The 13,284-nt window shown below is 70.7% G+C and carries 9 protein-coding genes; 2 read left to right on the forward strand and 7 right to left on the reverse strand.

What is annotated here, in order from left to right; all coding sequences use genetic code 11:
* Positions 1 to 107 precede the first annotated feature (107 nt).
* The 5 genes from ACIA5C_RS11280 to ACIA5C_RS11300 are packed head-to-tail and all read right to left on the reverse strand — an operon-like array spanning position 108 to position 7,210.
* Positions 108 to 3,089, reverse strand: a complete 2,982-nt coding sequence (locus ACIA5C_RS11280; RefSeq protein ID WP_396053252.1) for an alpha-mannosidase — start codon at positions 3,087 to 3,089, stop codon at positions 108 to 110.
* 11 nt (positions 3,090 to 3,100) lie between these two features.
* Entirely contained in the window at positions 3,101 to 4,264 is a 1,164-nt protein-coding gene (locus ACIA5C_RS11285; RefSeq protein ID WP_396053254.1) for a glycosyl hydrolase, read from the reverse strand.
* Positions 4,261 to 5,070 (reverse strand): carbohydrate ABC transporter permease, encoded by an 810-nt coding sequence (locus ACIA5C_RS11290; RefSeq protein WP_396053256.1) that lies wholly within the window; start codon positions 5,068 to 5,070, stop codon positions 4,261 to 4,263. The genes ACIA5C_RS11285 and ACIA5C_RS11290 overlap by 4 nt, the downstream gene beginning before the upstream one ends.
* Positions 5,067 to 5,945: a carbohydrate ABC transporter permease gene (locus ACIA5C_RS11295; RefSeq protein WP_396053258.1), complete on the reverse strand. Its 879-nt coding sequence runs from the start codon at positions 5,943 to 5,945 to the stop codon at positions 5,067 to 5,069. Before ACIA5C_RS11295 ends, ACIA5C_RS11290 begins: the two co-directional genes overlap by 4 nt.
* Positions 5,942 to 7,210: an ABC transporter substrate-binding protein gene (locus ACIA5C_RS11300; RefSeq protein ID WP_396053260.1), complete on the reverse strand. Its 1,269-nt coding sequence runs from the start codon at positions 7,208 to 7,210 to the stop codon at positions 5,942 to 5,944. The genes ACIA5C_RS11295 and ACIA5C_RS11300 overlap by 4 nt, the downstream gene beginning before the upstream one ends.
* A gap of 123 nt (positions 7,211 to 7,333) precedes the next feature.
* Between ACIA5C_RS11300 and ACIA5C_RS11305 the strand changes: the two genes are divergently transcribed.
* Entirely contained in the window at positions 7,334 to 8,350 is a 1,017-nt protein-coding gene (locus tag ACIA5C_RS11305) for a LacI family DNA-binding transcriptional regulator (RefSeq protein ID WP_396053262.1), read from the forward strand.
* On the opposite strand, the gene ACIA5C_RS11310 is transcribed toward ACIA5C_RS11305, so the two are convergent.
* Both ACIA5C_RS11310 and ACIA5C_RS11315 read right to left on the reverse strand, forming a co-directional pair.
* The gene (locus ACIA5C_RS11310) at positions 8,318 to 10,918 is read right to left on the reverse strand and encodes an EAL domain-containing protein (RefSeq protein WP_396053265.1); all 2,601 of its coding nucleotides are present in this window, start codon (positions 10,916 to 10,918) and stop codon (positions 8,318 to 8,320) included. The two genes, ACIA5C_RS11305 and ACIA5C_RS11310, sit on opposite strands and share 33 nt — an antisense overlap.
* A 125-nt stretch (positions 10,919 to 11,043) precedes the next feature.
* Positions 11,044 to 11,727, reverse strand: a complete 684-nt coding sequence (locus tag ACIA5C_RS11315; RefSeq protein ID WP_396053267.1) for a helix-hairpin-helix domain-containing protein — start codon at positions 11,725 to 11,727, stop codon at positions 11,044 to 11,046.
* 83 nt (positions 11,728 to 11,810) lie between these two features.
* On the opposite strand from ACIA5C_RS11315, the gene ACIA5C_RS11320 reads away from it, so the two are divergent.
* Positions 11,811 to 13,235 (forward strand): aromatic amino acid lyase, encoded by a 1,425-nt coding sequence (locus ACIA5C_RS11320; RefSeq protein WP_396053269.1) that lies wholly within the window; start codon positions 11,811 to 11,813, stop codon positions 13,233 to 13,235.
* Positions 13,236 to 13,284: the final 49 nt, after the last annotated feature.

A 13,284-nucleotide genomic window follows, 5' to 3' on the forward strand; every position in this document is an offset into this window, starting at 1 on the left:
CGCCGGGGTAGGAGAGCCCAGGCGATAGGCGCCGGGCGGGGTCGCCGGTGGCCGACCAGAGTTCGTGGTCCGCGGGCTGAGCGGCGGCCGAAGTCGGCCCGGGCCCGTCAGCGGGTCAGGCGCACGGTGCGTACCTCGAACGGGCTGAGCGAGAGTGGGAGCGAAGTGCCCGAGACGGCCACCTCGTCGTTGAGCGGGCGCTCCAACAGGGAGACCGTGACCGCCTCTTGGGTTTCGACGTTGGCGGTCAGGGTGCCGACCGCGCGGCGGCCCAGTGACTCGTACAGGCGGACGATGAGGTCGCCGCTGCGGTCGTCGGCCAGTTTGACGCTCGACACCAGGATGCCGTCGCCGGTGACCGTGACCAGCGGGTCGAAGCCGTGGTCGCCGGGCACCACTCGCTCGGCCAGGTTCAGGTCGAGGCCGGCCGCGGTCGCGTCGGCGATCGAGGAACCGATCACCAGGCCGTACGTGCACGTCTGCGCGCCCTGGTCGGTCTGCGGGTCGGGGAAGCGCGGCGCCCGCAGCAGCGACAGGCGCACGGTGGTGGTGACGCCGCGGTCCGGGTCGGAGTCGCGGGTCAGGTCGTAGCCGTACGTCGAGTCGGTGACCAGCGACGCCCCGAAGCCCGGCTCCTCGACGTGCACGAAGCGGTGCATCGACGCCTCGAACTTGGCCGCCTCCCAGCTGGTGTTGGTGTGCGTGACCCGCTTCTGGTAGCCGAACTGGGTCTCCGCCGCCACCTGCTCGGCCCGCACGTCGAACGGGAACGCGACCTTGAGGAACTTCTCGGTCTCGTGCCAGTCGGTTTCCTGCGCGATCCGGAGCGTACGGCTGCCGGCCGCCAGCGAAATGGCCTGCCGCACCCGGGATTTAGAGAACGAGCGCTCGATGACGACGCGGCCGGCCTCGACCCGGAGCACGTCGACGGAGCGCAGGTCGGAGACCCGGTTGCGGTAGAAGCGGTCGACGTCCCACGCGTCCCACTTGTTGGGGAAGTCCTGGTGGAGCTGCAGCAGGTTGGCCGGTTGGCCGGCCGCGATCGCGTCCCGGCCGGTGGTCAGATCGACTGCCGAGGTGATCAGTCCTTCGGCCGAGATCGTCACCGACACGAGCTCGTTGGCCAGCACGAAACCGCCGGCCCTCGGCGCCGGCTCGACCAGGGCCGGCGGGGTGGACGGAGCCGCGGATAGGGCGGCCACGCCGTTGCGCCCCAGCGGGGCCGGGTTGAAGGCGATCTCCCGATCGCCGTCGCCGGCCAGGACCTGGGTCGCGGTCGCGATGACCGCCTCCGTCCGGTCGCGGATCTCCGCGTACGCCGCGACAGCCTCCCGATGGACCCACGCGATCGACGTGCCCGGCAGGATGTCATGGAACTGATGCAGCAGCACCTGCTGCCACAGCTCGTCGAGCTCGTCGTACGGATAGGGCGCCCCGGTGCGCACCGCGGCCGTCGCCGCCCACAGCTCCGCCTCGATCAGCAGGTGTTCGCTGCGCCGGTTGCCCTGCTTGGTGCGGTGCTGGCTGGTCAGCGTGGCCCGGTGCAACTCGAGGTAGAGCTCGCCCACCCACACCGGCGGGTGCGGCAGTTCGGCCGCCGCGTCGGCGAAGAACGCGTCCGGATGCTGCCACTGCACCCGCGGGCTGCCCTCGAAGTCGGCCAGCCGCCGCGCACGCCCGGTCATCTCGCGGGTGGTGCCACCGCCACCGTCGCCGAAGCCGACCGGCGCCAGCGACCGCGTCGCGACGCGCGACTCCCGGAACTGCCGGGTGGCTTTGGCCAGCTCGACCCCGGACAGCTGCGAGTTGTAGGTGTCCATCGGCGGGAAGTGGGTGAACACCCGCGAACCGTCGATGCCCTCCCACAGGAAGGTGTGGTGGGGGAACTTGTTGACCTGGTTCCACGAGATCTTCTGGGTGAAGAACCAGTCGAACCCGGCCCGGCGGATCAGCTGTGGCAGCGCGGGGGAGTAGCCGAAGCTGTCCGGCAGCCACACCCCTTTGCACTCGACGCCCAGTTCGTCGCGGAAGAACCCCTGGCCGTACGTGAATTGCCGGACCAGCGCCTCGCCGGTCGGCATGACCGTGTCGCTCTCCACCCACATGCCGCCGACCGGGATGAACCGGCCCTCGCCGACCGCCTTGACCACGCGCTCCCAGACCTCGGGCCGGTGTTGTTTGATCCAGGCGTATTGCTGGGCGCTCGACATCGCGTATTTGAAGTCGGGTTCGGTCTCCATCAGCGAGGTCATGCTCGACGTCGTGCGCGCGACCTTGCGGATCGTCTCGCGGATCGGCCACAGCCAGGCCGAGTCGATGTGGGCGTGGCCGATCGCCGAGATGCGGTGGGCGCTCGCCTCGGCCGGTGACGCCAGCACGTCGGCCAGCCTTTCCCGCGCCGCCACGGCCGTGCCGGCGATGTCCTGCAGGTCGAGCGCGTCCAGCGCGTCGTCGAGCGCCTGCAGGATCCGCATGCGCCGAGGCGTGCTCTCGGGCAGGGTCGCCTGGACCTCGAGCAGCACGTCGAGGTCGAGGGCCAGCTCATAGGTCGACTGGTCGAGCACAGCCAGGTCCATCCGCCGGATCTGGTAGAGCGGCCGCGGCGACGACGTCTCGATGTCGCCCTCCTGGGTCGGCAGGAAGGGGTGGTAGTCGAGCAGCACCGGGTTGGACGCCGCCTCCAGATAGAGCTCGACCTCGTCGCCGTCGACCGGGATCCACTGGTTGCGCGGGTTGATCGACTTTATCGGGCTGCCGTCCGATCGATAGACCAGCGCCTCGGCCTGGAAGCCCGGCATGTTGCGGTCGAACCCGAGGTCGACCAGCACCTCGACGTGCCTGCCCGCCCACGAAGGCGGGACCGTGCCGCGCAGCCGGAACCAGGTGGTGCCCCAGGCCGGGCCCCACGACGAGCCGACCGCGAACGGCTCGTAGGAGAGCGCGAGCCCCTCGGCGGGCGGGATCGGCTCGCCGGGCAGAGCGTGCGCCTCGACCTCCAGCGGCACCGACAACGGGTGGACCGCGGGCAGGATGCGTTCGTTGAGGACGCGGGTCGCGCGTCCGACGGTGAGCGGGATGTCGTCGTGCACGGGGGTCCCTTTCAGCTGTGGGAGGCGAGCGTGATCCGTGGTCCGGGGCCGTCGCCGGCCGCGTCGAGCCAGGCCCGGTAGAACTCTCTCCGGGGCCCGGCCGCGGCGCGGTGGCCGTAGACAGTGTCGTCCAGCACCAGTGTCAGGACGGTGTCAGCGACCGGAACCTCGCCGGCCTTGAGCCGGGCGATCATCTCGGCGAACCGGCGGCCGGTCGGCTTGATCTGCCCGTCGCTGGTGAACAGGCCGAGGTCGTACTCCAACTCGGGGAAGTCGAGCAGCTCACGGCCCACGTCGTGGGAGCACCACCAGGTGATGCCGTAGAGGCCGTCGACCGCCGCCACGTGCCGCATCGTCTCTTCCAGAAATAACGGGCCATCATCGACGACATTGGTCGGTGCGCCGACTTCCTGCAACCACACCGGCCGGTCCGGCCGGACATGCCAGGCCGCGGCCAGGCGGCAGAGATATTCGGCATGCCGCGTCGAGCCGCGGCCCAGACCCCCGTACGCCTGTGCGGCCCCGTTGAAAACCCAGGAGTGCGTGATCGTCGCGTCGCCGTGGTCGACCGCGTGCCGGGGCTCGAACGGCTGGGTGTCGTCGTACCAGGCCGCGTCGTACATCGCGTGCGTGACCAGCGCACCCGGCGGCGCCTCGGCTCGTGCCGCCGCGGTCAGCCGGCGCAGCCATTCCGCGGCCCCGGACGGGGTGACCGGGTGGGGCGTCGGGTGGGGCGCCGCCGCGAACTGGTTGACCTCGTTGCCGAGCGTGATGCCGAGCAGGTTGGGCCGCTCGGCCACGGCCGCGGTCAGTGCCCGCACGTAATCTTCGAGAGAACCGACCACCGCCGGATCGGTGAACATGTTGCGACGGTGCCAGCTCTCCAACCAGGAGGGCACGAAGTCGAAGCTCGACAGATGGCCCTGCAGCGCGTCGACGTTGACGTCGAGGCCGAGGTCGCCCGCGATGTCGACCACCGTGGCCACGTCGTCGAGCGCCTTCCGCCGGATGACACCGCGGTTGGGCTGGATCAGCGGCCAGAGTGGCATCAGCCGGATGTGGTCGACGCCGAGCCCGGCGATCGCGGTCAGGTCGCGTCGTGTGTCGGTGGCCGAGAAGTCCAGCCAGGAATGGAACCAGCCGTTCGAAGGGGTGTAGTTGACACCGAATCTCACCCTTTGACTCCACCCTCCTCGACGCCCTTGAAGAAGTAGCGCTGCAGCACGCTGAAGATGACCGCGATCGGGATGAAGGCGATCATGGTGCCCGCTGCGATCATGCGCTGGTCCTGCACGAACGTGCCGGAGAGATACTGCAGACCCACCGTGAGGGTGTATTTCCCGGGTGTCGTGATGACGATCAGCGGCCACAGGAAGTCGTCCCACGCACCGATGAACGAGAAGATCGCGACCACGGCCAGGGTGCCGCGCACCGCGGGCAGGGCGATGAGGATCAGTCGCTGCCAGGCGTTCGCGCCGTCGACGATCGCGGCCTGGTCGACGTCGTCGGGCAGCATCCGGAACGCGTTGTAGAGCAGCAGCACGTTGAGCGCGCCCACCATACCGGGCAGGGCCACGCCGAGCAGCGAGTCGGCGAAGCCCATGTCCCGCACGGTCACGAACTGCGAGATGATGGTGACCTCGCCGGGCAGCACCAGCGTCGACAGGAACAGTCCGAGCACGAGCTTGCGGCCCCGGAAGCGCAGCCGGGCGATGGCGTAGCCGGCCAGGGTCGCGAAGATGATGTTGCCGCCGACGGTCAGCGCGGCCACGATCAGCGAGTTGCCGATGTAACGCCAGACCGGCACGGCCTCGGCGACCCGGACGTAGTTGCCGAACGTCGGCTGGTGCGGGATGAGCTGCGGCGTCGTCGTGTAGATGTCTTCGCCCGCGCCCTTGAGCGAGGTCGACAGCTCCCAGAGGAACGGCCCGACCGTGATCAGCAGGACGAAGACCAGCAGCGAGTAGCGGAGCGTCTTCATGATTCGCGCCGGCTGTTCAGACGGGCCAGCACCACCATCGGCACGAGCGTCACCACGAACAGCAGCACACTCAGCGCGGACGCATAGCCGAGGTCGCCGAAGAACCCACCCGCGTACTGCTGGATGAGCATCACCAGCGAGGTGTCCTCTCCGCCGGGGCCGCCCTTGCCGCCGGTGAGGATGAACAACTCGGAGAAGACCCGCAGTGCGGCCACGCTCACCAGGATCGCGACCAGGAACATCGTTCCCCGTACGCCGGGCACCGTGACCGAGAAGAACCGGCGCACCGCGCCGGCCCCGTCCATCGCCGCCGCCTCGTGCAGTTCCTTGCGGACGTTCCCGAGGGCCGCGAGGTAGACGATCATGTAGTACCCGAGACCTTTCCAGACGGTCAGGCTGATCGCGCTGAGCACCACCAGCCAGCGGTCGGTCAGGAACGGCAGCGGGTGCTGCAGGATGTGCAGCGCCTGCGCCACGTTGTTGATCACGCCGCGGTCGTCGAGCAGCCAGGTCCAGATCAGGCCGACCACCACCGCCGACGCGATCACCGGCACGTAGTAGGCGGTCCGGAAGATCGCGATGCCCGGCAACCGCCGCTCGACCAGGACCGCCAGCAGCAGCGGCAGCACGGTCAGCAGCGGCAGGCAGACGACCATGTAGACCACGCTGTTGACCAGCGCGCTCCACACCTGGCTGTCATGGATCAGGTCGGTGTAGTTGCGGGCACCGACCCAATCCACGTTCCCGCCGAGCGGCTTCGCGTCGGTGAACGACAACCGCAGCGTGTTGATCGACGGCCAGACGCTGAAGAACAGCAGCCAGACGAGCGCCGGTGCGACCAGCACCCACGGCGTGAACCAGCGGTTTCTCTTCACTTCTGCCGGGAGAGCATCTGGTTGAGCTTGGCCACCGCGTCGTCGAGTGCCTTCCTACTGGTCGTCGAACCCTTCAGCGCCAGGGCGATCTGCTGGTCGAGCACGGTCTGCATGTCGGAGTTCAGCTCGTACGGCGCGAGCGACTTCGCGGTCTTCAGCTCGTTGAACGCGAGCACCCGGGCGTGCGCGAGCTCGCTGCCGTCGTCCTTGGCGAAGTACGGGTCGGAGGCCGACGCGGTGGTCGACGGGAAGATGTTGACCAGGTGGCCGAACTTGTTCTGGTTGTCGGCGTTGGTGACCCACTCGGCCAGCGCGGTGGCGGTCGCCAGGTGCTTGCTCTTGGCGGAAACGCTGACGCCTTGCACGTACAGCGGCGGGGTGTCGAGGGCGTTGGTGACCGCGATGTTGCCTTTGAGGCTCGGGTTGTCCTTCTGGAAGTCGGCCAGGCCGGTCGCTCCGCCGGTGCTCCAGGCGACCTTGCCCTGGGTGAACAGCTTCGAGTTGCCCTGGTAGTCGCTGTTGAGCACGCTCGAGGGCAGGAAACCCTTCTGGTACGCGTCCTTGTAGCGGTCGACGAGCGCGGCCGCCTGGTCGGTGTTGAAGACGAACTTCTTGCCGTCGTCGCTGAGGATCGGGATGCCGGCCCGGGTGAAGTCGGTGGCGTCCGGCTTGCGGCTCATCAGGAAGTTGTCCGGGCACTTGGCGTGCATGGTCGCGGCCTGCACGAACAGCTCGTCGGTGGTGGCCGGCGGCTTGGCCGGGTCGAGCCCGCAGGCCTTGAACTGCTTGGTGTTCCAGTAGTCGAGGTCGGTGTTGAGGTACCAGGGGTAGCTGTAGACGGCATCGCCCAGCCCGCTGTACCGGTAGGCGTCGAGGCCGCCCGCGACGTAGGTGGCTTTGAGATCCACTCCGGCGCCCTTGCTGATGTCCTTGAGCAGGCCCTGGCGCGCGAGCGGCAGCGCGAAGTCGGGCGGCAGGTTGATCACGTCGGGGAGCGTGTTGGACGCCGCCTGCGAGAGCACCTTGTCGGCGTACCCGTCGCCGGGCTGGTCGAGCAACTGCACCTTGGTGCCCGGATATTTCGCCTGGAACCCGCTGATCAGCTGGTTGAGGTAGTCGGTGAACTTCGGGGTCAGGGCCCAGGTCTGCAGCGTGACAGTGCCAGTGACGCTGTCACTTGTGGATTTGTCGTCGGATCCGCCGCAGCCGGCGAGCCCGAGGGTCATCGTGGCCAGTACGGCGACGGCGGCGTGCCTGAATCGCATGGCTCCTCCAGAGGTCGGCGAAGCCATCGTCGGCAACTAAAGCGATATAGTCAATGACTTACATGCATCGATGTCGGCGCACTACAGTCGTTCTAAATCGGTGTATCCCAATGAGAGCGTGCCGTGGCCAATCGTCCGACGATCGCCGACATCGCGAAACGCGTCGGAGTGTCGCCCGGCGCGGTCTCGTTCGCGCTCAACGGCCGGCCCGGGGTGAGCGAGCAGACCCGCGCGCGCATCCTCGAGGTCGCCCGCGAGATGAACTGGCGGCCCCATCGGGCGGCCCGCGCGCTCGGTGGCTCGCAGGCCGGGGCGGTCGGCCTGGTGCTCGCCCGCGATCCGCGGACGCTCGGCTCCGAGCACTTCTACACCCAGATCCTGTACGGCATGCAGGAGGCGCTCTCGGACCGCTCGATCGCCGTCCAGATGCAACTGGTGCGCGACACCGGCGCCGAGATCGCCCTCTATCGCGACTGGGCCTCCGAACATCGCGTCGACGGGCTGGTGCTGGTCGACCAGCAGGTGTCCGATCCGCGCATCGCCGTGGTCCGCGAACTCGGCATCCCGGTCGTCACCCTCGGGCTCCCGGCCGAGGACGGGCTGCTGCCGAGCGTCTGGGCCGACGACCACGAAGCGATGATCACGATCGTCGACTATCTGGCCGCCCTCGACCACCGGCGGATCGCCCACGTCGCCGGCCCGCCGATCTATCAGCACACCGCCCGCCGCATGCAGGCGCTCCGCGAGCACGCCGCCGCCCGCGGTCTCGAGGCGAGCGAGTCGCTGCCGACCGACTTCAGCGACGCCCAGGGCGCCGCCGCCACCCGTACGCTGCTCTCCCGCCCCCGGCCGCCGACCGCGATCGTCTACGACAGCGACCTGATGGCGGCGGCCGGCCTCGGAGTCGCGCTGGAGATGGGCGTGCCCGTGCCGCAGGCGCTCTCCATCGTCTCGTTCGACGACTCGGTGCTCACCCGCATCGTCCACCCGGCACTGACGTGCCTGTCCCGCAACACGTACGCGCTGGGCGCCCAGGTCGCCGAGAGCCTCCTCGAGGTGATCGCCGACCCGTCGCGCAAGCTCAGTGTGCGCACCGAGACGCCGCGCCTAGTGGTGCGAGGCAGCACCGCCCGTGCCTAGGAAGGCCTCCAGGTGCTCGGCGAACATCGGCCGGCCCAGCAGGGAACCCTGGCCGAGGCGGCACCCGGCCGAGCGTACGGCCTCGAGATCGGCCTCGTTCTCGAGGCCGTCGGCGATGATCTCCAGGCCCAGCCGCCGTCCCAGCGCGACCGTCACGTCCATGACCGCGCCCGCCTGGGAGGTGTCGAAGACCTCGCGGTCGATCTTCAGCAGGTCGATCGGCAGGATCCGCAGTCGGCTCAGCGAGGTCGGCCCGGCCCCGAAGTGGTCGACCGCCGTGCGGATGCCGTCCGCCCGCAGCCGCCCCAGCTGGCCGGCCAGGTCGTCGGCCGACGGCTCGGCCAGGTCGCGCTCCGCGATGCCGATGACCAGGGCGGCCGGCGGGATCTGAAAGAGCTCGAGCGCGTTGTGCAGGCCGGCCTGGAAGGTGGGGTCGGAGAGTGCGCGCGGGCGCACGTTGAGCGCCAGCCACAGCGACTCGTGCCGCTCACGCCAGCTCAGCAGCAGACGGCACGAACGGTGCAGGGCCCACTGCGTGACCTGGCCGAGCAGGCCCAGATCGTCGGCCAGCGCCAGCAGTTCGGTGCCCGGCACCCGGCCGAGCGTCGGGTGCCGCCAGTCGACCAGCGCCTCGACGCCGACCGCGCGATTGCTCGACAGGTCGACGACCGGCTGAAACGTGAGCTCCAGGTTACCCCGGGCGACCGCCAGCGGAAGATCCTGTTCCAGGGTGGACCGGCGGAGCAGCCGGGACTCCATCTGCTCGTCGTACCACTCGGCGGCGCCCGGCGGCCCCGAGCGGACGGATCGCAGCGCCAGCACCGCCTGGCGGATGACCTCGTCGGTGCCCGCCGCAGGCACCAGGTCGGCGAGGCCGGCCCACGCCGAGAGATGGGCGACCGTGCCGGCCGCCGTGTACGGCGCGGTGAGCGCGTTGACCAGCTGGCTGGCCAACAGATGGGCCCGCACGGCGCCGCAGCGGGTCAGCACCGCGAACCGGTTCTCGCTCAGCCGGGCCGGCACGTCCGCGCTGTCCACCCCGGTCCGCAGGCGGCGGGCCGCCTCGGCCACCACCACCTCGGCCAGGTCGGCACCGTGCACGTCGCCGATCGCGGTCAGCCCGGCCAGCTCGATGACGATCACCGCGCCGGCGTCCGGTATCAGCTCACCGGCCCGGCGCAGGCCCTCGCGGTTGGCCAGGCTGGTCTGCGGGTCGAGCGAGGTCGCTTCGCGCAGCGACTGCTCGAGGTCGCGCAGGTTGCCGACGTCGCGTACGTGCACGACCAGGGTCTGCCCGGGCTCGGCCGGGTCGGCGCCGCTCGTCGTCCACTCGGTGTCCCGCCAGCGGCCGAAGCCGTCCCGCAGCCGCACCGCCAGCTTTTCCGGCGCATCCTTCTCCGACATCCGCGCCCGCAGGTAGGCGTGCACGGCGTCGGCCTGATCGGGGTGGACCAGCGCCGGGACGGTACGCCCGAGCACGTCCTGATCGGAGAGTCCGAACTGGCGGGCGGCGGCCGGCGACTGCCAGCGCACCGCCAGGTCGGCGTCGAGCACCATGGCCACGTCGGCCGAGCCGAACACCAGGTTGCGCAGCCGGTTGCCCTGGTCGGTGAGGTGCGCGGCGTGCCGCCGCAGTGCGATCGAGGACACCCACTCGCGGGCTGCCACCGCGGTGATCCCGGTGATCCCGACGACGATCGACACCGAGTCGAGGCCGCCGCCGTTGACCAGGTGGAAGATGGCGACCAGCGCGGCGCCGAGCATCGGCACGGTGAGCAGCGGCAGCCCGGCCGGCGGCTCGCTGCCGGCGTGCGGGATCGGGCGTACGTCCGGCCGGATCCGCACCGAACCGTGCCAGAGCAGCGCGGCGGCCACGTTGCTCGCCCCGGCCGCGGCCAGGGCGGCAGTCGACGCGTTCGGTTCGCCGGTGAAATCCTGCGCGATGACCAGCGCGGTCAGCGCGACCAGGGCGAGCGCCGCGCCGGGTGCGCACCACTGCAGCGCCGACCGGTGCCGCACGGCGTGCGCCCCGGCCACCGCGACGATCGCCGCCGCCCCGCCGCCGAAGATCAGCGCGGTGACCGCCGCGCCGCGCGGCTCGTTGCCGCTGAACAACAGCAGCCAGACCGGGAACACCAGGCAGGCGCTCACCCCGAGCGTGTCGAGCGCGAACCGCAGCCGGCCCAGCAGGTCGCGGCGTTGATGCGGGCGCAGGACCGCCGGCACCAGCAGGCCACCCACGAAGAACAGGCTGACCAGGGGAATCTCGGCCGGCAGCGGCACCCCGCCGGCGACCAGCGCGTCGGGGGCGACGAGGGCGGCGACACCGCTGGCCGCGCCGGCCGGCGCCAGGATCGCCAGGCCCGCGGCCAGGGCGAGCGCGCGGGGGCGCGGTCCGGCCGAACGGCCGGTCACGACCGCGCGGAAGATCAGGGCGGCGAAGACCGCGGAGCCGGCGGTCAGCAGCCCGGCCGCGGCGGCGGGCGGGAGCAGCACCAGCACGACGATCACGGCACCGGCAAGAACCAGCGCGGAGATGACGGTGATCGCCGCACGGGGGGTTTCCATCGGCTTCATTCCATGGGGTCCGAGGGGTGGACAGGGTGACGCTGCATCGCTCAACGAGCGGCTCGCCGCGACGGTAACGGCCTCCGGCCAGAAACCGGCCGATCACTGGCCACCACTCTGCTCGGTCAGAGCGGACGGAACAAGAGGAAGTCCCGGATCACGGCGAGATGCTGGGGTGTCATTCCGGGGCAATGGATCATGAGCTCCTCGGGGAACCGGAAGCCGCCCGGGCGCTGCCGCGCGGCCACGATCCGGTCGGCCAGGTACGGCGGGATCTGCAGCGAGTACGCGATCCACCCGGCCGGCACGTGATTGACGTCAACCAGGCCGCCGTCGTCGTACTGCCGCCCCGGGAGGTCGGGCCGCCCGATCTTGAGCTCCCAGGCCATGGCCGGATCGGTCTCGGTCAGGCGGCGGGCGTGCGCCCGGATCGCCGCGCGGTGGACCGCGACGGCCATCGCCGGGTCGGCCGGTACCGGCATCGGTGTCCTCGAGGCAGCCCATTGCAGGTAGAGCGTGTGGAGGGTGCCCAACAGCCAGGTGATGGCAAGGAACGGGTACGCCATCAGGCTGACCACCTTGCTGGGTTCACCGAGCAGCCCGTCGCCCGGGCCGGCCGGGTTCAGCGCCGCGATGCCGAAATAGGCCACGTTGACCAGCAGGTAGCCACCGGCGGCGAACATCTGCGGCCGCGACCTCAGCGTGGTGGCGCCGATGAAGACGCTGACGAACGCTCCGAACCCGAGGGACAGGGCCGGAATCAGGAACCACCACCACGTCGGGGGGCGGCGATAGGCGGCCGGGTACACCCGGGCGATCCTATGACACCCCCTTGACACCTATCGGCCCGTACCGTGGCGTCCTGAGTCTTTTCCCGACGTAAGGTTTGCCCATGATCATCCGGCGGCCGGCCGAACTCGACCTCCACGTGATCGACGAGGTCGCCCGGGGCGTGCGCACGATCGAGCTGGCCCCGGCGCTGCTCGACGAGCTGGCGGCCGACCGGGCGGCGATGCTCGCCGCCCTGCAGGGCGACGACCCGGTGTACGGCGTCAACACCGGGATGGGCGCGTTCTCGGGCGTACGGCTGGACGCCGAGGCCCAGGCGCAGCATCAAAACACGTTGATGTCGGGCCGGGCGGTCGGGTCGGCGCCGTGGTTGCAGCGGGTTGACGCCCGTGCGGTTGTGGCGGCGCGCCTGCGTACTCTCATGAACCCGGCGGCCGGAGCCTCGCCGGAGCTCTGCCTCAAGCTGGTCTCCCTCCTCGACCTCGATGTCGTGCCGGCCGTGCCGGCCCGGGGTTCCGGGGCGGCCGGCGAGATCATCCCGCTGGCCCATCTCGGAGCGGCCCTGATCGGGGCGGGCGAGTTCGTGGTCGCCTCACCGGAGTTCGAGCCGCGGCCGTTCGAGGCCAAGGAGGGCGTGGCTTTCCTCGAGGGCGTGCCCGGCCTGACCGGCATGGCCGCCGTGGCCGCCGTCGCGACACGCGCCCTGCTCGCCCACGTCGTCACCGTCTCGGGGCTGGAGCAGGCGATCGTCGGGGCGAGCCTCGACCCGCTCCACCCTTCGCTGGGCCGCGGCGACGAGCAGCTGGCCGGAGTGCTGGCGGCACTTCGCAGCGCCCGGGGTGACGCCCCGGCGCGCGGCCTGCAGGCTCCGGTCTCGTTCCGCGTCACGGCCCCGGCGCTGGCGGTCGCCCTGCGTTCGGTGCAGGCCCTCGAAGACGCGGTCGGCCGCTCGCTCGACACGGTGACCGACTCCCCGGCGTTTCTCGACGGCCGTTTCGTCGGAACCGCCGGCTTCGCCGGAACCGAGCTGACCGCGGCCTGCGGGGCCCTGACGACCGCGCTGGTGCATCTGGCCGAGCTGGGCGCCACCCGCCTGCACCGCCTGCTCGACGACGCGCGCACCGGCCTGCCCCGCCAACTGGCCGACACCCCGGGCCGGCACGCCGGCATGGCCACCGTGCACAAGCGGGCGGTCGGGGTGGCTCACCGGCTGCGCCGCTTCGCGATGCCGGCCCTGGTCGGTGCCATGGAGACGTCCCTGGGCCAGGAGGACGCGCAGAGCTTCACGTTCGAGGCCGCCGAATGTCTGCGCGAGGCCGTCGACGGGCTCCGCGAGGTGTCGGCGTGCGAACTGCTCGCGATCCACCAGGCCCGGTCGCTGGGCGCTTCGCTGCCCGCCGCCGACCTTCTGGAGCGGGCGGCCGCGCTCCTGCCGCCGGGCACCGCCGACCGCCCCTTCGGCCGCGACATCGATGCCCTGACCACGCTGCTTCGCCGCAGCCCGGAGCAGAGTCGGTCATCGCCCTAAAAAGGCCGCCCGTCCTGCCGAATGGGCAGATGACCACCCGCTTCCGGCC

It is taken from the genome of Actinoplanes sp. NPDC051343, from assembly GCF_044455125.1.
Classification (GTDB): Bacteria; Actinomycetota; Actinomycetes; order Mycobacteriales; family Micromonosporaceae; genus Actinoplanes.